At 70.6% G+C, this 20,718-nt stretch carries 23 protein-coding genes; 13 read left to right on the top strand and 10 right to left on the bottom strand.

Features of this window, described 5'->3' with window-relative positions:
• Positions 1-6: 6 nt before the first annotated feature.
• Positions 7-603, bottom strand: coding sequence for a DUF3000 domain-containing protein (locus AB0L65_RS02310; protein ID WP_350722757.1), 597 nt, complete (start codon positions 601-603; stop codon positions 7-9).
• 598 nt (positions 604-1,201) lie between these two features.
• On the opposite strand from AB0L65_RS02310, the gene hemE reads away from it, so the two are divergent.
• From hemE to katG, 3 genes are all read left to right on the top strand, one after another.
• The gene (gene hemE, locus AB0L65_RS02305; protein ID WP_364239555.1) at positions 1,202-2,230 is read left to right on the top strand and encodes a uroporphyrinogen decarboxylase; all 1,029 of its coding nucleotides are present in this window, start codon (positions 1,202-1,204) and stop codon (positions 2,228-2,230) included.
• 123 nt (positions 2,231-2,353) lie between these two features.
• The gene (locus AB0L65_RS02300) at positions 2,354-2,776 is read left to right on the top strand and encodes a Fur family transcriptional regulator (RefSeq protein ID WP_350722755.1); all 423 of its coding nucleotides are present in this window, start codon (positions 2,354-2,356) and stop codon (positions 2,774-2,776) included.
• Positions 2,777-2,805: 29 nt separating this feature from the next.
• Positions 2,806-5,034 carry a catalase/peroxidase HPI gene (gene katG / locus AB0L65_RS02295; protein ID WP_364239553.1) on the top strand — a complete coding sequence of 743 codons (2,229 nt, stop codon included), beginning with the start codon at positions 2,806-2,808 and terminating at the stop codon, positions 5,032-5,034.
• Positions 5,035-5,097: 63 nt separating this feature from the next.
• Here katG and AB0L65_RS02290 read toward each other — a convergent pair whose 3' ends face one another.
• Positions 5,098-6,060, bottom strand: a complete 963-nt coding sequence (locus tag AB0L65_RS02290) for a DUF4349 domain-containing protein (protein WP_364239551.1) — start codon at positions 6,058-6,060, stop codon at positions 5,098-5,100.
• Between the two features lie 103 nt (positions 6,061-6,163).
• On the opposite strand from AB0L65_RS02290, the gene hemG reads away from it, so the two are divergent.
• Together hemG and hemQ are read left to right on the top strand one after the other, a co-directional pair.
• Complete coding sequence (gene hemG, locus AB0L65_RS02285; protein ID WP_364239549.1) at positions 6,164-7,567, top strand: protoporphyrinogen oxidase; 1,404 nt, start codon at positions 6,164-6,166, stop codon at positions 7,565-7,567.
• 5 nt (positions 7,568-7,572) lie between these two features.
• Entirely contained in the window at positions 7,573-8,274 is a 702-nt protein-coding gene (gene hemQ, locus AB0L65_RS02280) for a hydrogen peroxide-dependent heme synthase (protein ID WP_350722748.1), read from the top strand.
• Here the strand turns inward: hemQ and AB0L65_RS02275 are convergent.
• Positions 8,271-9,149: an ABC transporter substrate-binding protein gene (locus AB0L65_RS02275; protein WP_364239547.1), complete on the bottom strand. Its 879-nt coding sequence runs from the start codon at positions 9,147-9,149 to the stop codon at positions 8,271-8,273. The genes hemQ and AB0L65_RS02275 overlap by 4 nt on opposite strands.
• The gene (locus tag AB0L65_RS02270; RefSeq protein ID WP_364239545.1) at positions 9,149-9,904 is read right to left on the bottom strand and encodes an SDR family oxidoreductase; all 756 of its coding nucleotides are present in this window, start codon (positions 9,902-9,904) and stop codon (positions 9,149-9,151) included. The genes AB0L65_RS02275 and AB0L65_RS02270 overlap by 1 nt, the downstream gene beginning before the upstream one ends.
• 333 nt (positions 9,905-10,237) lie before the next feature.
• On the opposite strand from AB0L65_RS02270, the gene AB0L65_RS02265 reads away from it, so the two are divergent.
• On the top strand, positions 10,238-10,933 hold the full coding sequence (locus tag AB0L65_RS02265) for a hypothetical protein (RefSeq protein ID WP_364239543.1): 696 nt from the start codon (positions 10,238-10,240) through the stop codon (positions 10,931-10,933).
• Positions 10,934-11,087: 154 nt separating this feature from the next.
• Here the strand turns inward: AB0L65_RS02265 and msrB are convergent, their stop codons facing one another.
• Entirely contained in the window at positions 11,088-11,489 is a 402-nt protein-coding gene (msrB, locus tag AB0L65_RS02260; RefSeq protein ID WP_364239541.1) for a peptide-methionine (R)-S-oxide reductase MsrB, read from the bottom strand.
• Positions 11,490-11,595: 106 nt separating this feature from the next.
• On the opposite strand from msrB, the gene AB0L65_RS02255 reads away from it, so the two are divergent.
• Both AB0L65_RS02255 and ligD read left to right on the top strand, forming a co-directional pair.
• Positions 11,596-11,736: a hypothetical protein gene (locus AB0L65_RS02255; protein ID WP_350722739.1), complete on the top strand. Its 141-nt coding sequence runs from the start codon at positions 11,596-11,598 to the stop codon at positions 11,734-11,736.
• A gap of 105 nt (positions 11,737-11,841) precedes the next feature.
• Positions 11,842-12,843 (top strand): non-homologous end-joining DNA ligase, encoded by a 1,002-nt coding sequence (ligD, locus tag AB0L65_RS02250; RefSeq protein WP_364239539.1) that lies wholly within the window; start codon positions 11,842-11,844, stop codon positions 12,841-12,843.
• Here the strand turns inward: ligD and AB0L65_RS02245 are convergent.
• Together AB0L65_RS02245 and AB0L65_RS02240 are read right to left on the bottom strand one after the other, a co-directional pair.
• Positions 12,840-13,649, bottom strand: a complete 810-nt coding sequence (locus AB0L65_RS02245) for an MBL fold metallo-hydrolase (protein ID WP_364239538.1) — start codon at positions 13,647-13,649, stop codon at positions 12,840-12,842. The genes ligD and AB0L65_RS02245 overlap by 4 nt on opposite strands.
• A gap of 6 nt (positions 13,650-13,655) precedes the next feature.
• On the bottom strand, positions 13,656-13,850 hold the full coding sequence (locus AB0L65_RS02240; RefSeq protein WP_364239536.1) for a hypothetical protein: 195 nt from the start codon (positions 13,848-13,850) through the stop codon (positions 13,656-13,658).
• Positions 13,851-14,016: 166 nt separating this feature from the next.
• Between AB0L65_RS02240 and AB0L65_RS02235 the strand changes: the two genes are divergently transcribed.
• Positions 14,017-14,457 carry a hypothetical protein gene (locus AB0L65_RS02235; RefSeq protein ID WP_364239534.1) on the top strand — a complete coding sequence of 147 codons (441 nt, stop codon included), beginning with the start codon at positions 14,017-14,019 and terminating at the stop codon, positions 14,455-14,457.
• 202 nt (positions 14,458-14,659) lie between these two features.
• Entirely contained in the window at positions 14,660-15,370 is a 711-nt protein-coding gene (locus tag AB0L65_RS02230) for a class F sortase (protein WP_364239532.1), read from the top strand.
• Here the strand turns inward: AB0L65_RS02230 and AB0L65_RS02225 are convergent, their stop codons facing one another.
• Entirely contained in the window at positions 15,371-17,593 is a 2,223-nt protein-coding gene (locus AB0L65_RS02225) for an acyl-CoA dehydrogenase (protein ID WP_364239530.1), read from the bottom strand. It lies immediately after the preceding gene.
• Between the two features lie 348 nt (positions 17,594-17,941).
• Here AB0L65_RS02225 and AB0L65_RS02220 point away from each other — a divergent pair, with 348 nt between their 5' ends.
• Together AB0L65_RS02220 and AB0L65_RS02215 are read left to right on the top strand one after the other, a co-directional pair.
• Positions 17,942-18,280, top strand: coding sequence for an RNHCP domain-containing protein (locus tag AB0L65_RS02220; RefSeq protein ID WP_364239529.1), 339 nt, complete (start codon positions 17,942-17,944; stop codon positions 18,278-18,280).
• Position 18,281: 1 nt separating this feature from the next.
• On the top strand, positions 18,282-18,671 hold the full coding sequence (locus AB0L65_RS02215) for an RNHCP domain-containing protein (protein ID WP_350722725.1): 390 nt from the start codon (positions 18,282-18,284) through the stop codon (positions 18,669-18,671).
• A gap of 75 nt (positions 18,672-18,746) precedes the next feature.
• Here AB0L65_RS02215 and AB0L65_RS02210 read toward each other — a convergent pair whose 3' ends face one another.
• Positions 18,747-19,139 carry an NUDIX domain-containing protein gene (locus AB0L65_RS02210; RefSeq protein ID WP_364239527.1) on the bottom strand — a complete coding sequence of 131 codons (393 nt, stop codon included), beginning with the start codon at positions 19,137-19,139 and terminating at the stop codon, positions 18,747-18,749.
• 263 nt (positions 19,140-19,402) lie between these two features.
• Here AB0L65_RS02210 and AB0L65_RS02205 point away from each other — a divergent pair, with 263 nt between their 5' ends.
• Positions 19,403-19,783 carry a hypothetical protein gene (locus AB0L65_RS02205; RefSeq protein ID WP_364239525.1) on the top strand — a complete coding sequence of 127 codons (381 nt, stop codon included), beginning with the start codon at positions 19,403-19,405 and terminating at the stop codon, positions 19,781-19,783.
• Positions 19,784-19,833: 50 nt separating this feature from the next.
• On the opposite strand, the gene AB0L65_RS02200 is transcribed toward AB0L65_RS02205, so the two are convergent.
• Positions 19,834-20,709 carry a tetratricopeptide repeat protein gene (locus AB0L65_RS02200; protein ID WP_364239523.1) on the bottom strand — a complete coding sequence of 292 codons (876 nt, stop codon included), beginning with the start codon at positions 20,707-20,709 and terminating at the stop codon, positions 19,834-19,836.
• Between the last annotated feature and the right edge of the window lie 9 nt (positions 20,710-20,718).

Here is a 20,718-nt window from a genome sequence, read left to right as displayed (position 1 = left end):
GTGCCCTCACTTCGTACGGTCACTCTCCGGATCATCACGGCGGCGGGGAAGGGCGGCCACGTCGGGCGGGAGCGGCGGGATCCCCGCCGCCAGGCACATGAGGTCGCACCAGGCGGCGACGTGGCCGGAGAGGTCCTCCTGCGCGGGTGACCAGGAAGCCCGCAGCTCGAGCTCGGTCGTGACCGGGTCTTCGGCTTTGTTGCCGAACCCCTCTGACACGGCTCTTGTCACGGTACCGCCAGCGGCGGAGTAGTCGGCTTGGTGGGCCTCCAGAGCTTCCGTCAGCCAGCTCCAGACGACCGGCCCGAGCAGCGGGTCGGAGGTGATCTCCGGCTCCATGTCGGCTCTGACGTAGGCCACCAGCCGGAACGGGCCCTCCCACCCGCGCTGGCCGTCAGGGTCGTAGAGCAGGATCAGCCTGCCCACCGCGAGCTCTTCGTCGTCGCGGTAGACCGACGCGCCGATGGCCGACGAGTAGGGGGCCAGCCGCTGCGGCGCGGGCAGCTCCTCCAGCTCGATCTCCGGCCTGACCTCGGTCAACCGCATGCTCTCCGCCGCGCGCGTGAACGCCGCGGGCGGAGGAGGCTGGTCACTGAGTGTCATAGCGGAAGCGTAGGTCGAAGTCGGACGGAAGGGGACCACAGGGGTGCTCATCCTTCGTGATCAAGCCGCTGCCGTAACCAGCTGGCGAACCTGTCGGACGGACTCGGCGGTGCCGATGACGATCGCGTGACCGCACTCGACGCAGGCCCACTCCGGGCAGTGGCCGGGCTCGTGCCCGTCGAGGCACGGCGGCTGCTCGAACAGCCGCTCGCCGGCACAGGACAGGCAGCGCTCATTGCGGCGCTCTGGGGAAGTCCACAACGCGGTAGTCGCACGAGTCATCGAACCGGGGCCTTTCTTCGGGTCGTGGCTCCGACGTTGGCACGAGCCGCTGACATTTCCCCGCAACGCGCTCGGCGTGTCCCGAAAGTGGTCTCTGAATCGATGCCGCGCGGGGGGTTGGTGAACATTTGGCCCAGTCGAGACCGGCACTCTGGCCGGGCATGGGGTGTGTTCGACCCTCGTGCGATGCCGATGCCGAGCAGACCGGTAAACCTTCATCTGGCTATCTGATCATGACTTGGGGTGTTCGATCGATGTTTTTCCGACACCTCGCACCAGTGTCGGGACCGCCGCCCGGACATGGCACCCTTGTGGGGTGAACCTCGCCGACTCAGCGTTCCTGCGTGCCTGCCGCCGCCAGCCCGTCCCGCACACCCCGGTCTGGTACATGCGCCAGGCCGGGCGGGCGCTGCCGGAATACCACAGGGTTCGCGGGGGCGTGCCGATGCTCACCGCCTGCGCGACGCCCGATCTGATCGTCGAGATCACCATGCAGCCCGTGCGCCGCTACGGCGTGGACGCGGCCGTCTTCTTCTCCGACATCGTCGTCCCGCTCAAGGCCATCGGCGTCGATCTCGACATCAAGCCGGGCGTCGGCCCCGTCGTGGCCGACCCGATCCGCGACGCCAAGGGCATCGACGCGCTGCGCCCGCTGGAGCCGGACGACGTGCCGTACGTCACCGAGGCCATCCGCGCGCTGACCGGCGAGCTGGGCGGCACGCCGCTGATCGGCTTCGCCGGGGCGCCGTTCACGCTCGGCTCCTACCTCATCGAGGGTGGCCCGTCCAAGAACCACGATCACACCAAGGCCATGATGTACGGCGAGCCGAAGCTGTGGCACGCGCTCATGGAGCGGCTGTCCACGATCGTGCTGGAGCACCTGCGCATCCAGATCGACGCGGGGGCCTCGGCGGTGCAGCTCTTCGACTCCTGGGTGGGGGCGGTGGCGCCGGCCGACTACCGGGAGTTCGTCCTGCCGTACACGCGGCGGATCTTCGAGGGAGTGACGGACGTGCCGCGCATCCACTTCGGCGTCGGCACGGGCGAGCTGCTCGGCGTGCTCGGCGAGGCCGGGGCCGACGTGGTGGGCGTGGACTGGCGGGTGCCGCTCGACGAGGCGGCCCGCCGGGTCGGCCCCGGCAAGGCGCTCCAGGGCAACCTCGACCCGGCCGTGCTCCTGGCGCCGTGGGAGGTCGTCGAGCGCAAGGCGCGCGAGGTGCTGCGCCAGGGCCGGGCGGCCGAGGGGCACGTGTTCAACCTGGGGCACGGCGTGCTGCCCTCGACCGACCCCGACCAGCTCAAGCGCCTCACCGACCTGGTCCACGAGGCGAGCGTCACCGGCTGACGCCCGGCCGCAGATCCGAGGCCTGTCCCGCAGCGCGCGGGGCAGGCCTTTTCGCATGTCACGGAAGGTTTCCCGGCGCGTCACTAGACTTGGATCATTCATTATCTTGTATAGTTCGTGTTTATGAAGACCACCGCCGAGGAGCTGCGCGGTGTAGGCCTGAGAGTGACGGCCGCCCGCGTCGCGCTGCTCGAGACCGTCCGGGAGGGCGATCACCTCGATGTCGAGGCGATCGCCTCCGGGGTGCGCGACCGTGTCGGCCATGTCTCCCTTCAAGCCGTCTACGAGGCCCTGCACGCGCTCACCGCAGCGGGACTCGTACGTCGTATCGAACCGGCCGGCAGCCCGGCCCGGTTCGAGGGACGCATCGGCGACAACCACCACCACGTCGTGTGCCGCTCGTGCGGTGTCGTCGCCGACGTCGACTGCGCGGTGGGCGAGGTGCCCTGCCTGACCGCGTCCGACGCCCACGGCTTCATGATCGACGAGGCCGAGGTCATCTACTGGGGCCTGTGCCCCGCATGTTCCACCGCCCGCAGTTCCTGAGCACCGTGATCAAGTCCGGAAGGATTCCCATGTCTGAGAACCATGATGCAATCGTCACTGACGCGAAGGCGGAAGGCGCAGGCTGTCCGGTCGCGCACCAGCGCGCCCCGCATCCGACTCAGGGCGGCGGAAACCGCCAGTGGTGGCCGGAGCGGCTCAACCTGAGGATCCTCGCCAAGAACCCCGCCGAGACCAACCCCCTCGGCCAGGAGTTCGACTACGCCGAGGCGTTCAAGAGCCTGGACCTCCCGGCCGTCAAGCGGGACATCGCGGAGGTGCTGACGACCTCGCAGGACTGGTGGCCGGCCGACTTCGGTCACTACGGCCCGTTCATCATCCGGATGGCCTGGCACAGCGCGGGCACGTACCGGATCAGCGACGGCCGCGGCGGCGCCGGGGCCGGGCAGCAGCGCTTCGCCCCGCTCAACAGCTGGCCCGACAACGGCAACCTCGACAAGGCCCGCCGCCTGCTCTGGCCGGTCAAGAAGAAGTACGGCCAGAAGCTCTCGTGGGCCGACCTCATGATCCTCGCCGGCAACGTCGCCCTGGAGACGATGGGCTTCGAGACCTTCGGCTTCGCCGGCGGCCGCGCGGACGTCTGGGAGCCCGACGAGGACGTCTACTGGGGCCCCGAGACCACCTGGCTCGGCGACGAGCGCTACACCGGCGACCGTGAGCTGGAGAACCCGCTGGGCGCGGTCCAGATGGGCCTCATCTACGTCAACCCGGAGGGCCCGAACGGCAACCCCGACCCGCTGGCCGCGGCCCGCGACATCCGTGAGACGTTCCGCCGGATGGCGATGAACGACGAGGAGACGGTCGCCCTGATCGCCGGCGGTCACACCTTCGGCAAGACCCACGGCGCCGGCCCGGCCGACAACGTCGGCGCCGACCCCGAGGCCGCCCCGATCGAGGCGCAGGGCCTCGGCTGGAAGAGCAGCTTCGGCACCGGCAAGGGTGGCGACGCGATCACCAGCGGTCTCGAGGGCATCTGGACGAACACCCCGATCACCTGGGACAACAGCTTCTTCGAGATCCTGTTCGGCTACGAGTGGGAGCTGTTCCAGAGCCCCGCCGGCGCCAACCAGTGGCGGCCGAAGGACGGCGCGGGCGCGGACACCGTCCCCGACGCCCACGACTCGTCGAAGAGCCACGCTCCGACGATGCTGACCACCGACCTGTCGCTCCGGTTCGACCCGGTCTACGAGCCGATCTCGCGGCGCTTCCTGGAGAACCCCGCCGAGTTCGCGGACGCCTTCGCCCGCGCGTGGTACAAGCTGACCCACCGCGACATGGGCCCGATCGTGCGCTACCTCGGCTCGGAGGTCCCGTCCGAGACGCTGCTGTGGCAGGACCCGCTGCCCGCGGTGACGCACGAGCTCGTCGACGCCGCCGACATCGCCGCCCTCAAGGGCCAGGTCCTGGCCTCGGGCCTGTCGGTGTCGCAGCTCGTCTCCACCGCGTGGGCGTCGGCCGCGTCCTTCCGCGGCAGCGACAAGCGCGGCGGCGCCAACGGCGCGCGCATCCGCCTGCAGCCGCAGAGCGGGTGGGAGGTCAACGACCCCGACCAGCTGGCGGCGGTGCTGGGCACCCTTGAGGGGATCCAGAAGACGTTCAACGGCGCCCAGACCGGCGGCAAGCAGGTCTCGCTGGCCGACGTGATCGTGCTGGCCGGTGCCGCCGCCGTGGAGAAGGCCGCCAAGGACGCCGGCTTCGACGTCCAGGTGCCCTTCACGCCGGGCCGCGTGGACGCCGCGCAGGAGCAGACCGACGTCGAGTCGTTCGCCGCGCTCGAGCCGGCCGCCGACGGGTTCCGCAACTACCTCGGGAAGGGCAACCGGCTGCCGGCCGAGTACCTGCTCATCGACCGGGCCAACCTGCTGACCCTGAGCGCTCCCGAGCTGACGGTCCTCGTCGGCGGCCTGCGCGTCCTGGGTGCGAACTACCAGCAGTCGCAGCTCGGCGTCCTCACCGCGGCCCCCGGGGTGCTGACCAACGACTTCTTCGTCAACCTGCTCGACCTGGGCACGACGTGGACGGCGACGTCGGAGGACGCGAACACGTTCGAGGCCAAGGACGACGTCACCGGTGCGGTCAAGTGGACCGGCAGCCGGGCCGACCTCGTCTTCGGGTCCAACTCCGAGCTGCGCGCGGTCGCGGAGGTCTACGCGAGCGACGACGCGAAGGAGAAGTTCGTGACGGACTTCGTCGCGGCGTGGAACAAGGTCATGAACCTCGACCGGTTCGACCTGGTCTGATGATCGACGTCCGGGTCGGCCCACGCCGGGCCGGCCCGGACGGCGTACCCGGCCTCTGGGCGGTCAGGCCGTCTCGGGGCCGGGGCCGGGGCCCGGCGGAGGCGTGGGGACGGTGGGACGCCTGACGCGATTGCGCCGCGCCAGGTAGATCACCAGCGCGATCAGGGGCAGCGACGCGATCAGCCACGGCAGCAGCGCGCCGAGCACCGTCAGCGCGATCTTCGTGAACGACACCAGCGCCTTCCAGCCCGCCTTCAGCCCGCCCAGGAAGCCCGCGGGCTCCTCCTCGGGATCCTGGACCTCGGTGACCGGCCCGACCAGCCGGAGCGTCAGCGTGGCCATGGCGACCTGCGTGGTCAGCTCCTTCTGCTGCGCCTGCAGCGACTCCAGGTCGGCCTCGCGCGTGGAGATCTCCCGCTCCACCTGCAGGACCTGCCCGATCGTGTCGGCCTTCTTCAGCAGCGTACGCAGCGAGTCCAGCGACTGCTGCGCCGACTTGAGCCGGCTGTTGACGTCGGCCATCTGCATGGTGACGTCCTGGGTGCCCTGGTTCATGGACAGCTGCTTGCCCAGGTCCTTGCCGAGCCGGCCGAGCACCTCGGCGTACTTGTCCGGCGGGACCTTGAACTCCAGCATGGCCGTGTCCTCGCTGTCACTGGCCGAGCTGGTCTCCTCCTTGGACAGGTAGCCGCCCGCCGACGTCACGATCTGCTTGGCCTGCTGCACGGCGGCGGTGACCTGCTTGGCCCGCACGGTCATGCTGCCGGTGTAGATGACCTGGCGGTCCTGCTGGGTGAGCTTGACATTCGAGACCAGGCCGCCGTCGTCGTTGCGCTGGGGTCTCGGCTGCTTGCCGACGTCCTGCTCCTGTGCCTGACCCGACGCCGCGGAGGCCGCGGCCGGTGCGGCCGCCTCGCCGCCCGCGTCGCTGGTGAGGACGTTCGGGCTGCTGCCGCTGCCGCAGCCGGCCAGGAGTAAGGCTGAGCAGGCGGTCGCGAGTGCGATTCCGTACCGGATTCTCCTCATGCCCATAAGACGGACGCCGGATAGCCCCGGTTTGACGGGATGAATCACGTTAAGGTCACTGCGTTTATGGAGGCAGGGCGCTGAGGCGGTAGCGTCAGGAGGCGTGGAAGGGAATCGGGCCCACGTGGTCGTCATCGGCGGGGGGATCTCGGGTCTCGCCGCCGCGTGGTATCTCCGCCAGAGCGGGGGCGAGCGGGTCAAGGTGACCGTGCTGGAGGGCGCCTCGCGCATCGGCGGCAAGCTGTACGCCTCGGAGGTCGCCGGGGTGAGCGTGGACGCGGGCGCGGAGGCCATGCTGGCCAGGCGGCCCGAGGGCAAGGAGCTGGCCGGAGCGGTGGGGCTCGGCGACGAGCTGGTCTTCCCAGGCGCCGCCGGCTCGGCCATCTACAGCAGGGGCACGCTGCGGCCGATGCCGAAGGGCCAGGTCATGGGCGTGCCCGCCGACCTGACCGAGCTGGCCAAGTCCGGCATCGTCTCGCCCGGCGGCCTGCTGCGCGTGCCGCTCGACCAGATCCTGCCGGCGACGCTCGTCCGCACCGACGTGTCCGTGGCCGCGTACATCCGGGCCAGGATGGGCGCCGAGGTCGTGGAGCGGCTGGTCGAGCCGCTGCTCGGCGGCGTCTACGCGGGCCGGTCCGACATGTTGTCGCTGGAGGCCACGATGCCGCGGGTGGCGGCGGTGGCACGCTCCGAGCGCTCGCTGCTGACCGGGGCCAGGCAGCTCGTCGAGGAGGCGCCGAAGGACGCCGGGCCGGTCTTCACGACCCTCAAGAACGGCGTCGGCAGCCTCGCGGAGGCGGTCGCCAAGGCGTCGGGCGCGGACATCAGGACCGGCGTCACCGTACGCGAGCTGCGCAGGACCGGCGACGGATGGCAGCTGGTCACCGGCCCGGTCCCGAGGCCCGAGGTCGTCGAGGCGGACGCGGTGATCGTGGCCACGCCGGGGCCCGCGGCCTCCCGGCTGCTCAAGGCCGAGGTGCCCAAGGCGGCGAGCGAGCTGGCCAGGATCGAGTACGCCAGCATGGCCATCGTCACGCTCGCCTACCCGATCGACGCCTTCCCCGAGCCGCCTTCCTCCAGCGGCTACCTGGTGCCGCCCGTGGAGGGCCGGGCGGTCAAGGCGGTCACGTTCAGCTCGGTCAAGTGGCCGCACCTGACCAAGGACATGGTGATCCTGCGCTGCTCGATCGGCAGGGTCGGCGAGGAGCACCTGCTCCAGCGGGACGACACCGAGCTGGTGTCACTGGCCGCCGCCGAGATGGCGGAGGTGATGGGCACCAGCGGGCTGCCGCTGGACACCCGGGTCACGCGCTGGGGCGGCGCGCTGCCGCAGTACAACGTGGGTCACCTCGACCGGGTGGCCAGGGTGCGCGCGGCGGTGGCCGTGCAGCCCGGGCTGGCCGTCTGCGGCGCCGCGTACGACGGGATCGGCATTCCGGCCTGCATCGGCACGGCGCGTACGGCCGCGGCCCGGATTCTGGACCACCTGTCCCTGAGAGGACAATAGAGGCTATGACAGAGGCAGCCCCGCGGCCCAAGGCCCGCGATCTCAACCAGGTGATCCGTTACACGATGTGGTCGGTCTTCCAGGTGACCGAGCCGTGTCCCGCCGACCGCGAGGGCCTGGCGGGTGAGGTCGAGGAGCTGCTGGACCAGGCCGCCGGCAAGGGCGTCGTGACCAGGGGGGTCTACGACGTGGCCGGGCTGCGGGCCGACGCCGACTTCATGTTCTGGTGGCACGCGCCCACCGCCGAGGACCTGCAGGACGTCTACTCCAGGTTCCGGCGCACCGAGCTGGGCCGCCACAGCAGGCCCGTCTGGTCGGCCATGGCGTTGCACCGGCCGGCCGAGTTCAACAAGTCGCACATCCCGGCCTTCCTCGCGGAGGAGGAGCCGCGGGCCTACGTGAGCGTCTATCCGTTCGTGCGGTCGTACGAGTGGTATCTGCTCGAGGACTCCGAGCGCCGGGCCATGCTGGCCGAGCACGGCAGGATGGCGCGCGACTATCCCGACGTGCGGGCCAACACGGTGGCGTGCTTCTCGCTCAACGACTACGAGTGGATGCTGGCGTTCGAGGCCGACGAGCTGCACAGGATCGTCGACCTGATGCGTACGCTGCGGGGCGCCCAGGCCCGCCGCCACACGCGCGTGGAGATCCCGTTCTACACGGGCGCCCGCAAGCCGGTGCGGGAGCTGATCGCGGCCCTGCCCTAGGGTGCGGTGGTCGCGGTGCGGTAGAACTCGGCCGCGGTGAGGGTGGCGGGGACGCCGAGCTCGGCGGCGACCGCGGTGATCGCGGCGGCGCCGACGGCGAGGTCGGCTTGGCCCTCGGTGGTGAAATACGGGGCGATGAACGTCTCGTAGTGGGCTCGGGCCTCGTCCGCGGTGTGCCGGCCGAGGAACGTCCGGATGTGCCGCACCGCGGTGTCGGGGTCGTCGTGGATCACCCGCAGGGCGCGCCGGTGGGCCCGTACGACGGCCTGGACCGCGGGGTCGTCCGGAGGGATGTGGGTGGGATCGACGGCCACCCCGACGGTGGGGATCTGGAAGTGGTCGCCGACCCAGGCCGGCACCCGCCAGCCGTTCTCGGCGGCCACCGCCTCCGGTGCCATGGTGCTGCCGACCAGGGCGGCGTCGATCCTGCCCGCGTGCAGCCGGCGCAGGTCCATGCCGTAGTCGCCGGGCTGGCGGACGACGGCGCGGATGTCGAGATCCGGGTCGAGGCCGGCCCGGCGCAGCACGATCCGGGCGAAGCACCCCGGTGCGGTCTGCGGGGCGTGCACCGCGACCCGCCGACCGGCCAGATCGGCCAGGGAGGTCAGACCGGCGCGGGCGAGGAACCAGAACAGCGGGCGGTGGGTGTTGACGTTCAGCGCGACCCAGGGCACGCCGTCGGCCAGCCGGGACAGCAGCGCCCGGCCGAGCCCGATGGTGGCGACGTGGCGCAGCCGCTCCTCGTCCCAGGAGCAGCCGTCGCGCAGCGCGACGTGGACGCCCTCGTCGGCGTAGTAGCCCTGCTGGTCGGCGATGTAGGCGACCAGTTCCTCGTGCAGGCCGCGCCCGACGTAGGCGAGATCGATCGTGTACATCAGTACATGGCCATCCCGCCGTTGACCGCGGCCGTGGTGCCGGTCATGAAGGCGTTGTCCTCGCCGGCGTAGAAGGCGACCACTTGGGCGACGTCGCCCGGGTCCGCCAGGCGGCCCAGCGGGGTGGCGGCCACCTGCCGCCGTACGAGCTCCTCGTCGAGCACGTTCGCCATCCGGGTGCCCGCGACCGGGCCGGGCTCGACGACGTTGACCGTGATGCCCCGCGGGCCCAGCTCCTGGGCGAGGTAGCGGGCGAACTGCGCCAGTGCCGCCTTGGCCGTGCCCAGCGCGACCATGCCCTCCCGGGGCCGGCGGCTGAGGCCGGTGCCGAGATAGATGATGCGTCCCCAGCTCTGTTCGGTCATGGCGGGCAGGACGGCCTTGGTGACCGTGAACGCCGCACGCATCTCGTCGTCGAGCTTCCCGCCCAGTTCCTCCCATGTCATGTCCTGGAAAGGCTTGATCACATATGGGGTGAGCGCGTTGTGCACGAGCACGTCGATGCCGCCCCATGCCGCCTCGGCCTGCCGGACCATGCGCCCGACCGCCGTCGCCTCCCGTACGTCGGCCTGCGCGGCCATGGCCCGGCCGCCTGCGGCCTCGATGCCGGCCACGACCTCCTCGGCCGCCCCGGCACTGCGGAGGTAGTTGACCACCACGCGCATCCCTCGCTCGGCCAGAAGCCGTGCGGTGGCCGCGCCGATTCCGCTGCCGGCCCCCGTCACCAACGCCACCCTGCCGGTCGCCTCAGCCACGGGCCCACCCCCTGCCCCTCCTGCGGCCTGGACTGTCCCTGCTCTTCCCTGATGCCCCCAGGGCTGTCCGGATAACGGCAGAAAGAGCGAGGCCGAAGTTGGCGATCCAGGCGACTTGATCTATCCGCTTTGTCACAATCAGGGAAATCCTCTGTTCGTACGGGCGGCTTGCGGTGGCACGTTCCAAGGCGCTCCGGGCGCTTGATGGCGGCGTCCCACGGTGGCGGGGAGGGCGGGGTGATGGGTGGATCGGGAAAACGGGGGAGCCGGCGGCGCGGGGCCGGCCGTCATGCGGCGACGCGCTCGCGGCGGCGCAGTCGGGGCCGGCGGTGGGTGGTCGGCGCGGTCGGGGCCGTGGCGCTGGCCGGCGGCGTGGCCGCGGTGCTCGGCGCGAACGGGACCTTCGGCGGGGCGCTGACCGCCGCCTCGTCCCAGCAGGCGCGATCGGCGCCGCAGGCCCGGGTGGAGCCGGAGAACGGCTCCGCGGCGCTGCCCGGAAGGGGCGGCGGCACCACCAGCGCGGGGGTGAGCGCGGAGGTCAGGACGCGTGCGCTGCCGAAGTCGCCGTCCCAGGCCGCTCCGAGCCCGGGTGCGGTCTCTCCCGGTACGGTCGAGCAGGGGCTGGTGCCGGGCACCACCGACGCGGAGGACCTGTTGGCGGGCGGTCCCGACCCCGGCGAGGCGGAGGGGTACAAGGCGAACGGCCCGTCGCGGCACACCGATCAGCAGGCGGCCGAGTATTTCCGTACGCACTGGGGCCCGGACGACAAGGCGTTGAAACGCCTCAAGGACATCCGCACGGTCGGCGGATATTTGCGCATTTACACGGATCTACCGGAAACGGCGGGGAACTCGTCCCAGGCGATCACGCTGTGCGAGCGCGGGCTCGCTTACCTGCGCGCGCGGGGAGTGGCCCATCCGGTCGTCTTCGTACAGGCAGAGTTCGGCGAGAACGGCAATCCCGTGCTCGCCAACATCCTCGGCCCGTCCGACCCCAGCTGTCGCGTCACCCACCCCGCCCCTGACTAACGGACCCGGACGCGGGTCTTGGCGCACACCTCACACCGTTGCGTCACGACCCGCCCGATGGCCTCAATTGTCACCCAGCGATGGCGCAGATGGACAAAGCGCACACAAAACTCCTACCCGAGGCAGGTGATCAGTACGCGCTGTCGCTGGCCGATCACCCCTTGGGTTCAAGCCTAAGGGAGATCGAGTTGATGCAGTAACGATCGTCGGTCGGAGTGGGATATCCCTCTCCGTGGAACACGTGCCCCAGATGCGAGTCGCACCGCGCGCACCGCACCTCCGTACGCACCATTCCATGGCTGTGATCCTCGATCAGCCGGACCGCGTCGGAGTCGCCCGGCGCGAAGAAGCTCGGCCACCCGCAGTGCGACTCGAACTTCGTGTCCGACCGGAACAGCTCCGCCCCGCACGCGCGGCACGAGTAGACGCCCTCCGCTTTGGTCTCCACGTATTCGCCCGTGAACGGGCGCTCGGTCCCGGCCTCCCTGAGGACGTGGAACTCCTCAGGCGAGAGCTGGACCCGCCACTCGGCCTCGCTCTTGACCACCTTCTCCATGCGTCCAGCGTACGAGATCGGAGGCGATGAGAGATCAGGCAAAAAGAGATCTTCGCAGGCTGAAGCATCTGTTCTGGGGTGAATTCGCGTCTTTGTAGGCAAGGGGGTGTCATCGCCTCCTGTCAGGGGTGAGATCATCCGCAGATCCCGCCAGGCGGCACAGCCCACGCCCGTGCTGGAGCCGCTGGGGATCGCCACGGCCGGCCGGGTGGCGCGCCAGCGCCCGGAACGGCGGCGGGTGATCTAGCGGCCCGTCCCGTCGAGCCCTCGGTCCCGCCACCGAGGCGGCTCCGGGACGGGCCCACCTCGGCCGTGGCGCGCTCCCTCCACGAGTGGAGAGTATGTTCGGTGCATGGCATCGCCGTACATCGAGCTGCAGGTGGGGGAGCGGACCGTCAAGGTCACCAACCCCGACAAGGTCTATTTCCCGGAGATCGGCGCCACCAAGCGGGAGCTGGTCGAGTACTACGTGAGTGTCGGCGAGGGCGCCCTGCGCGCGCTCAAGGACCGGCCCACCAACCTCAAGCGCCACCCCGACGGCGTACAGACCGAGGCGATCTATCAGAAGCGGATGCCGCCCAAGCACCCCGACTGGCTCCAGTCGGTGACCGTGCGGTTCCCGAGCGGCCGTACGGCGCAGTCGCTGCGGGTCACCGAGGTGGCGGCCATCGCCTACGGCGCGAACCTCGGCACCATCGACTTCCACCCCTGGCAGGTGCGGGCCTCCGACGTCGAGCATCCCGACGAGCTGCGCGTCGATCTGGACCCGCAGCCGGGCCTGGACTTCGACGCCGCCCGCAAGGCCGCGCTGCTCACCAGGGAGGTGCTGGGGGAGCTGGGGATGACCGGGTTCGTGAAGACGTCGGGCAACCGCGGCGTGCACATCGCCGTGCGCATCGAGCCGCGCTGGGACTTCATCCAGGTACGTCACGCCGGCATCGCCCTGGCCAGGGCCGTCGAGGACCGGGAGCCGGGGCTGGTGACCACGGCGTGGTGGAAGGAGGAGCGCGGGGAGCGGGTGTTCATCGACTTCAACCAGAACGCCCGGGACCGTACGATCGCCAGCGCCTACTCCGTCAGGGCCCAGCCGCACGCCCCCGTCTCGGCCCCGCTGACCTGGGACGAGCTGGTCGACGCCGACCCGCGTGACTTCGACATCCGTACGGTGCCGGCCCGGTTCGCCGAGGTGGGCGACGTGCACGCGGCCATCGACGACGTGGCGTACTCGATCGAGCCGCTGCTGGAGCTCTACGCCAAGGACGACCGGGGCGACATGCCGTACCCGCCCAACTATCCGAAGATGCCGGGCGAGCCCATGCGCGTCCAGCCGAGCCGGGCCCGGAACGCCGACTAGCGGACGAGGTGGTGCGGGGCGAGTTCGCGGATCTCGCCTCGCCGCATGTAGACCACCCGGTCGGCCAGGCCGTTCTGCTGGATGTGGTGGCGGAAGTCCTCCAGCGGTGAGCTGAAGGCGGCGTAGTCGTCGTAGTGCACCGGTACGACCGCGTGCGGGTTGATCAGGTCGCACCACGACGCGCCCTGCTCGCCGTCCATCGTGACGAGCAGGAGGCCGAGCAGCCGGGTGCCGCCCAGGTGCACGATGGCCAGGTCGATGTCGGGGAAGCGGCGCGGGATCGCGTCCAGGCGGCGGTCGAGCAGCGTGTCGCCGCTGATGTGCACGGTCAGCTCCAGCCGTTCGTCCAGGTTGCGGAACTCCAGCATCGTGCCGATCACGGGCGGCAGCAGCGCCTCGGCCGGGCCCGGCGCGTGCTTGGCGGGCAGGGCGGTGATCGTGACCGTGCCGTGCGGGCCGCGTAGCTCGTGCGTGTGCCATTCCTCCAGCCCCACGCTGCGGCGGAAGCCCTGGAGCCGGAGTCTGCGGGCCGCCGCGGTCGTCGTGACGATCACCGTGCCCTTGTCCAGTTTCCTGCGGGCGACCCGGTCCCAGTGGTCACCGGGCAGGTGCGACAGCACCACCCCGTCGAGTGGCGGCAGGTCCTCGATCTCCAGGGCCGGGTCGATGAGGCGGCGTGAGGACAGGCCGTAGCCCAGGTACGCGCGCTGGCCCCGGTGCAGGAAGTTGGGATCGGTCAGCAGCGTGAGGCCGTTGTAGCGGATCAGCGTGGTCGCGTTGCCGATGAACTGCAGGCTGCCTTTCACCTCGGCTCACCCCGGGTACGGCGAGCGCTGGTCGGGAGGCACGCCTCCGCCCTTGCCGCCCCCCTTGTTGCCCTTGTCCGTGGAGTGCGGGTGGTCGGCGCGCCTGGCGCCGCGCTGCTTGTCGGAGACGAGGTGGGTGGACTTGAACTCGGTGGGCGATTTGCCTGATCTGCGAATCTCGGGCTGCTGTGGATTGCTCATGGCATTTGTCCCCCTTTATGCGGTTATTTCCTGCCACATTGGGACGTGCTTAAACCCTCCGTGTCTGGCTGGTTTCACTTCGATCACATTACTTGACTCGTTATCTAATAATTCGCAAGGCTCTCTTGTGTATCGGGGGCGACAACTGATTCTGGAGCCTTCTCTCATGGCAAAAGCGCGACATCTCGCGGCGCTGGTGGCCGTCTTCGTGGTCGGAGGAGTGACCCTGGCGGCGGGCCCGTCCCACGCCTCCGCCCGCACCGGTCCCGACCTGCCCGTCGACCTACCTGTCGATCTGCCCACCTGCCTGCTTCCACTGCCGCTGCTCTGCGACGAGCAGCCCGAACCCGAGCCTGAGGAGCCGAGCCCGCCGCCCTCCGCCGAGCCCGGTCCCGGCGAATCCTGGCCGGGGCCGGAGGAGTCCGCCCAGCCGTGGCGGCCCGCTGCCGAGGACCAGCACCGGGTGCCGAGGGGGCATCCGGAGACCGGTGGCGGCGGGCTCGTCCCGGACGACCCGATATGGCCGTTCGCGCTGGGTGGGGTGGCGCTGCTGACGGGCGCGGGGCTGGCCGGAGCCGCGGTACGACGCCGCAGAGGTGTCGCCTAGCTTGGCCGCAGCGAAAACCCCGAGCCGGGACCCATCCGCGCGTCGGGACCCATCCGCGCGTCGAGAGCCCACCGCGCGCCGGGACTCTACCGCGCGCCGGTACCCAGTCGAGCGTTGGGGCTCGGCTGAGGACCAGGTATCGCGCAGGGGCCGGAAGCAGGCAGGTGGCGGGCCGGGTGGCCGCTGAGGTCGGGAGTCACGCATGAGTCGGGAGCCTGGTGAGGGGCGGGACCTGGGCGGTGGCCGGAGGTCCGGGCAGCGGGGAATGCTGATCGTGGCCGGTGCGGTGTCGTTGGCCGGGGCGTTGCTGGTCGGGCTCGGGCTGAGCGGCATCGTGGGTGGGGAGCCCGAGCCGGAGCCCGTCGCCGCCACGCGGCGCGGACCCGTCGAGGGCGCGGCCCCGGTCACCGGCCTGCCGCTCGGCAAGGTGGCCGCGCCCATGCGGGCCGCCAAGCCGACCGCCGTCTACATCCCGTCCATCGGCGTGGCCGCCTCGCTCATGGAGCTGGGCCTGGACGCGGCGGGCGCCATCGAGAACCCGCCGTTCGACCCTCCGGACCTGGCCGGCTGGTACCGCTACGGCCCCGTACCCGGCCAGCGGGGCGCCGCCGTGATCACCGGCCACCTGGACACCAGGTCCGGCCCCGCCGTCTTCGCCAACCTCAAGAACGTCAAGCGCGGCGACCAGGTGCAGGTGCTGCGTGCCGACCGCTCGGTGGCCGTGTTCGTCGTCGACAAGGTCGAGCACACGCCGAAGCGCAGCTTCCCCGTCAAGAAGGTGTACGGCAAGCTCGCCTATCCCGGGCTGCGGCTGGTGACCTGCGGCGGGACGTTCGACCGGCAGGCGCACAGCTACCGGGACAACACGATCGTGTACGCGCACCTGGCGGCGCCGTACTACCCCAAGAGCTGATCACGGGTCGCGCGGCAGACCGAGGGCGCGTTCGGCGATGATGTTGAGCTGCACCTCCGTGGTGCCGCCGCCGATCGTGAACGCCCGCGTCGCGAGGATCATGCGGTTCCAGCGGCGGCTCGCCGGGGCCAGCGACCAGCAGAACTCCGAGATCGCCTGAGCGTGCCGCATGCCGAGCAACTTCCGCACGCTGGACGCGGTCGCGGCGTCCGCGCCGGACAGCTTGGAGAGCGTCACGCGCAGGCCGAGTGCCGAGATGGCCTGGCCCTCGGCCCACAGCCGACCGGCCTGCTCGCGTTGCGACTGCCGGAGCGGGGGCAGCGTCGCGATCAGCTCGGCCATGTCGGTGTGCTGCGAGCCGGGGCCCCAGGAGTCGCCGAGCGCGACGCGTTCGTGGGAGAGCGTGTCGCGGGCCACCCGCCAGCCCTCGTCCACCGCGCCGACGACCAGGTCGTCCGGTACGAAGACGTCGTCGAGGAAGACCTCGTTGAACACCTCGTCCCCGTTGATCTCCTTGAGCGGCCTGACGGTGACCCCCGGGGACGCCATGTCCACCAGGAAGTACGTGATCCCGTTATGTTTCGCTTTTTCGGGAGAAGTCCGGGCAAGGCAGATGCCCCAATGGGCGAACTGCGCGAGGGATGTCCAGATCTTCTGACCCGTCAGCGACCAGCCGCCCTCCACCCTCGTGGCCTTCGTCGCCAGCCCGGCCAGGTCGGACCCGGCGCCGGGCTCGCTGAACAGCTGGCACCACACGATCTCCCCGGTGAACGTCCTCGGCAGGAACCGCTCCTGCTGCTCCCGCGTGCCGTACCGGACGATGGAGGGGACGGCCCAGGCCGCGATGCCCAGGTTCGGCCGTTTGAGGTCGCGGAACTCCTGGTGGATGATCACCTGCTCCAGCGGCGAGGCGTCCCTGCCCCAGGGCCTGGGCAGGTACGGCATGATCCACCCCTCCCTCGCGAACCTGCCCAGCCGGGCCAGCGGCTCCTCGGCCCGCAGCGACCCGGCCTCCGCCCTGATGGCGTCCCGGACGGCGGCCGCCTCCTCGGGCAGGTCCGGCTCCATCGTCCGCCGAACCCCGGCCACCGCCAGCCCGGCCACCTCCTCGGCCCACGGTCCCGGATCGCCGGCCAGCATGCGGTCGGACAGGGCCCGGCGGTAGTAGCGGTGGGCGTCGTGCTCGAAGGTGTAGCCGATGCCGCCGAGCACCTGGATCGCATCCGCCGCGCACCGCACGGCCGCCTCGGTCCCCAGCACCCCGGCCACCGCCACCGCCAGCCGGGCCTCGCCCCCGAGCCCGCCTTCGGTGACGTCCTCCGCCCGGGCCTTGTCCCCGAGCCCGCCTCCGGTGGCGTCCTCCGCCCGGATCTCGCCCCCAGGTCCGCCCCCGGGTACGGCGTCCAGGGCCCTGGCGGCGTCCCATACGGCGGCGCGTGCCTGTTCGAGGGTCACGAGCGCGGCGGCCACCCGGTGCTTGACCCCTTGGAACTGCCCGATCGGCCGCCCGAACTGCTCGCGTACCTTGGCGTACTCGGCCGCCGTCCGCACAGCCCACGCCGCCACGCCGCACGCGTCCGCCCCGAGCAGTACGGCGGCGAGCTCCCGTACCGGCACCTCGCCGAGGATCCGGTCGGCGGGCACGGTACGTGCGGTGACGGAGCAGAGCGGCCGGTCGGGGTCGACGCCGTCGGCGGGCTCGGCGACGACGTCGGCACGGTCGAGCACAGCCCATCCCCGGCCGTCCACCGCCACGAGGAAGAGGTCGGCCTCCGGAGAGCCCAGCGCCAGGACGCGTCCCGGATCGCCACCCTCGGCGGGGAACGCGACGGCGGCGGTCATTGACCCGTCGGCGAGCCCCGCGATCAGCGACGCGCCGACTGCGGACGACCGGCCCACCCCCGGCCCGGCGACCACAGCGGCTCCGGCCGGGTGGGCCGCTTCCGGCTCAGGGAGCGCGGTCGGGTGGGCTGGTCCGGGCCAGGTGAGCGCGGCCGAGGTCAGGACGGTCGGCAGGTACGGGCCCGGGACCCGCCGCTCACCCAGCGCCTCCAGCGCGACGCACAACTCCAGCAGCCCGTACCCCTGCCCGCCGCCCTCCTCGGGCAGATGCAGCCCCAGAATCCCCTGCCCCGCCAGGGCCGCGTGCTCGGTCGTGCGCGTGGCGAGCCCCCGTGCGGAGTCGGCCAGCGCCTGGTGTTCCTCGGTGGTCCCGATGCCCATACGTCCGAACCTAGAAGATCGTTCGGTCGATGGCCAGGAAAACCAGGCGGCCAGGAAAACCATTGGCGGCCGCCGGACTCGCCCCGCTAATCTCCCTGATGTCCTGACGATGGAACTCGTGATCTGGGGAGGGGTGGATTAATGCCTGGCACCGCGCCTTGCGCGCCTCGTCGTGCCGTGGGCGGATCCTGCCTCTGAAACACCACCCCTGACAGGCCGGACCGCCTGCCGCACCAGCATGCCCGCATACACCGCGAGGCTCGCTCGGCGCTCTCTTGCTGCCTTTCGACAAAGTCATTCCGGCAAGGAGTACCCAGGTTGTCCACCAACGGCAAACCTCGTTCCATCGTGAACACCGACACCTTCCCGTGCGTGCGCTGCGGCCTGACCGTGGCCGTGACCGCACCGGACGGCACCCGCCGCAACCACTGTCCGAGTTGCCTGCACTCGCAGCACGTGCTCGACCGTGCCGAAGGCGGCCCCTCGGAGTGCGGGGCGCGGATGATCCCGATCTCGATCGCGGTCCTGCGCACCGGCGACTGGATGCTCATCCATCGCTGCACCCGGTGCGGTGAGCTGACGTCCAACCCCATCTGCGGGGACGACAACCAGCTCATCCTCATGCGCATGGCCGTACGGCCGCTGGCGCAGCCGCCGTTCCCGCTCGAGGCGTTCGGCGGTCTGTGACATGCCCAGGAGGAATCCGGCCCGGGACAGGGCCCGGCAACGCAAGAAGGCGCATCACCCGGACGCGTTCCGCTGTGTCTCCTGCAGGCTGGACGTCCCGATGATCGCGCCGGGCACCGCCCACCGTAACCACTGCCCGCACTGCCTGACGAGCCTGCACGTCGACCACCGGATCCCGGGGGATCGCCGCGCGGCCTGCCGGGGCAGGATGGCGGCGCTGAGCATCACCGTCCGGCCGGACGGTGAGTGGCTGATCATCCACCACTGCCAGTCCTGTGACGAGCTCAGCGCCAACCGCATCGCGGGCGACGACAACGCGCTGGCCCTGCTCCGCATCGCCATGCGCCCCCTGTCCGCGCCCCGCCTCCCCCTGCCTGCCTGGGCGGGGTAGGCGACCCGACGGCCGTCCGGGGTCACACCCGGACTGCCCGATGTCCGTCCGGGCAGCCCCCGGACGGACATCGGGTCAGCGCAGGCGGCCGTCCTGGTGGAGGTCGTCGAAGATGATCTGGTCCACGGGCGCCACGCGGTCGCGGTCGGCGTAGGTGAGCCAGACGACCTCCTCGATCTCGCTGCTGGGCGTCGGCGTCCCCTCGTGGTCGGCGGTGTAGCAGGTCATCTTCACGATCACGCCCTCGGCGTGGCTGTCCGCCTGAGCCTGGTACGTGCCCAGGTGGACGGCGGTGGCGGGGACGATGGCGACCGACAGCTCCTCGTCGATCTCGCGGACGAGGGTGTCGAGGTCGCTCTCGCCGGGTTCGCGCTTGCCGCCGGGGAGGTAGTAGACGGTCTTGCCCCGTGACCGGGTGCTGAGGATCTTGCCGTCCGCCAGGTGGATCCACGCGATCTTGTCAATCATGCCGACCATCATGCACAGATCCATCCGCATTTATCCCCCTTGGAGAGTCATCGGATGGTTGGTCATTTCCTGCGACCGCGCGGCTTACATACGTCATCCCCGCAGAGATCTCTGGCACTCCCGAGACAGAGAAAACCACACCCAGAGCGTTCTCGCCGAGCCTCGCAATCTCGCGCTACCTGCGACGATGTCCTCAGAGGAAGCGGAGATCCGCGTCATCGGGGCACGGAATCCCTTCCGAGTACATGCAAAGGCAGGAGTACGTGGACATTGAGGCGGAGATCCGCGCTTTGAAGCTCCGCATCGACGCGTTCGAAGCGATCGTGCGTTCCGGTGACGCAGATTCTGACGACTACAGCCATGCCCACCTGCGAACGGGGAGACGTACACGCGCGAAAGGCTCGAAGATCACCTCGGCGGACATCGCCGTCGCCGAGATGCGGGCCGAGATCGCGGATGTTCAGCTGGAGATCTCCCAGGACTTCGCGGCCCTGGGCGACGAACTGACAGGTCTTCGACGGCAGAGCAACGATCAATTCATCTCCGCCCGCGCGGAGATCCTCGGAGTATTCGACTCCCTGCGGCACGACATGGTCGACCTCGGCCGCAGGCTCGACCGGTTGCTGGAGACCCGCAACGCATAGACGGGGGCGCGGCCAGGTCACGCACCTGGCCGCCACTCCCGCCCGCGAGATCAGTCTCCGAACTCCAGGTGCAGGGCCCGGGTGAAGTCGGAGATCGCCTCCTCGTGGCGGTCCGTCTCCTGAAGGATCTCCCCGCGTACGCGGAACGCCCAGATGTACTCGGGATCCAGCTCGATCGCCCGGTTCAGATCGCTCAGCGCCGCCTCGTTGTCGCCCAGCTCGCTCAGCACCGCCCCCCGGCTGCCATAGGCCCGGTCGTTCTCGGGGTCCAGCTCCACCGCGCGGCTCAGGTCCGCCAGCGCCTCGTCGTACCGGTCGATCATGCGGTACGCCTCGCCCCGCCGGCTCAGCGCGCGCACGTACTCCGGGTTCGCCTCCAGCGCCTTCGTGTAGTCCTCGATGGCCTCGGCGTAGAGGTGCATGCGCTGGTACAGGTCGCCCCGGGCGGCCCAGGAGTAGGGGAGGTCCGCGTTCAGAGCGATGATCTTGGCGTGTTCCTCCAGGGCCTCGTCCAGGCGGTCCAGGTCCACCAGGACGTCGGCCTTCGCCTCCAGGATCCACAGGGAGTCGGGGGAGAGGGTGAGGGCGTGCTCGAAGTCGGTCATGGCCTCGTCCAGGCGGCCCATCGCGGCGTACGTCTGGCCCCGGGAGCCCAGCGCGTACGCGCTGTCCGGCTCCAGCTTGAGCGCCTCGTCGAAGTCCTCCAGGGCGGTCTCGTAGCGTTCGATGACGCGGTGGCTCTCGCCGCGCAGCCGCCAGGCGCGGGCGTTGTCCGGTACTAACGCGATCGATTCCGTCAGATCCGCGATCGCGGCGTCGTACCTCGACAGGGCGATGTACGATTCGGCACGACTGCGTAGTACGGACGCACGGGACTGCGCGGCTGCGTCCGGCAGCTCGGATTCGTCCTTGATCCCCTCGCTCATGAGGCGTAA

The organism is Nonomuraea sp. NPDC052116, from assembly GCF_040680035.1.
In the GTDB taxonomy this organism is placed as follows: Bacteria; Actinomycetota; Actinomycetes; order Streptosporangiales; family Streptosporangiaceae; genus Nonomuraea; species Nonomuraea angiospora_A.
The sequence above is the reverse complement of the archived record's forward strand: the minus strand, read 5'-3'. Positions and strand labels throughout refer to the sequence as shown.

Coding starts and splice junctions, on each gene's coding strand:
- AB0L65_RS02225 (WP_364239530.1), bottom strand. CDS start 17,593: ATGGGCATCGGGACCACCGAGGAACACCAGGCGCTGGCCGACTCCGCA.
- AB0L65_RS02290 (WP_364239551.1), bottom strand. CDS start 6,060: ATGAGGAGAATCCGGTACGGAATCGCACTCGCGACCGCCTGCTCAGCC.
- ligD (WP_364239539.1), top strand. CDS start 11,842: ATGGCATCGCCGTACATCGAGCTGCAGGTGGGGGAGCGGACCGTCAAG.
- AB0L65_RS02300 (WP_350722755.1), top strand. CDS start 2,354: ATGAAGACCACCGCCGAGGAGCTGCGCGGTGTAGGCCTGAGAGTGACG.
- AB0L65_RS02240 (WP_364239536.1), bottom strand. CDS start 13,850: ATGAGCAATCCACAGCAGCCCGAGATTCGCAGATCAGGCAAATCGCCC.
- katG (WP_364239553.1), top strand. CDS start 2,806: ATGTCTGAGAACCATGATGCAATCGTCACTGACGCGAAGGCGGAAGGC.
- AB0L65_RS02275 (WP_364239547.1), bottom strand. CDS start 9,149: ATGTACACGATCGATCTCGCCTACGTCGGGCGCGGCCTGCACGAGGAA.
- AB0L65_RS02310 (WP_350722757.1), bottom strand. CDS start 603: ATGACACTCAGTGACCAGCCTCCTCCGCCCGCGGCGTTCACGCGCGCG.
- AB0L65_RS02210 (WP_364239527.1), bottom strand. CDS start 19,139: ATGATTGACAAGATCGCGTGGATCCACCTGGCGGACGGCAAGATCCTC.
- AB0L65_RS02215 (WP_350722725.1), top strand. CDS start 18,282: ATGCCCAGGAGGAATCCGGCCCGGGACAGGGCCCGGCAACGCAAGAAG.
- AB0L65_RS02230 (WP_364239532.1), top strand. CDS start 14,660: ATGAGTCGGGAGCCTGGTGAGGGGCGGGACCTGGGCGGTGGCCGGAGG.
- msrB (WP_364239541.1), bottom strand. CDS start 11,489: ATGGAGAAGGTGGTCAAGAGCGAGGCCGAGTGGCGGGTCCAGCTCTCG.
- AB0L65_RS02200 (WP_364239523.1), bottom strand. CDS start 20,709: ATGAGCGAGGGGATCAAGGACGAATCCGAGCTGCCGGACGCAGCCGCG.
- AB0L65_RS02235 (WP_364239534.1), top strand. CDS start 14,017: ATGGCAAAAGCGCGACATCTCGCGGCGCTGGTGGCCGTCTTCGTGGTC.
- hemQ (WP_350722748.1), top strand. CDS start 7,573: ATGACAGAGGCAGCCCCGCGGCCCAAGGCCCGCGATCTCAACCAGGTG.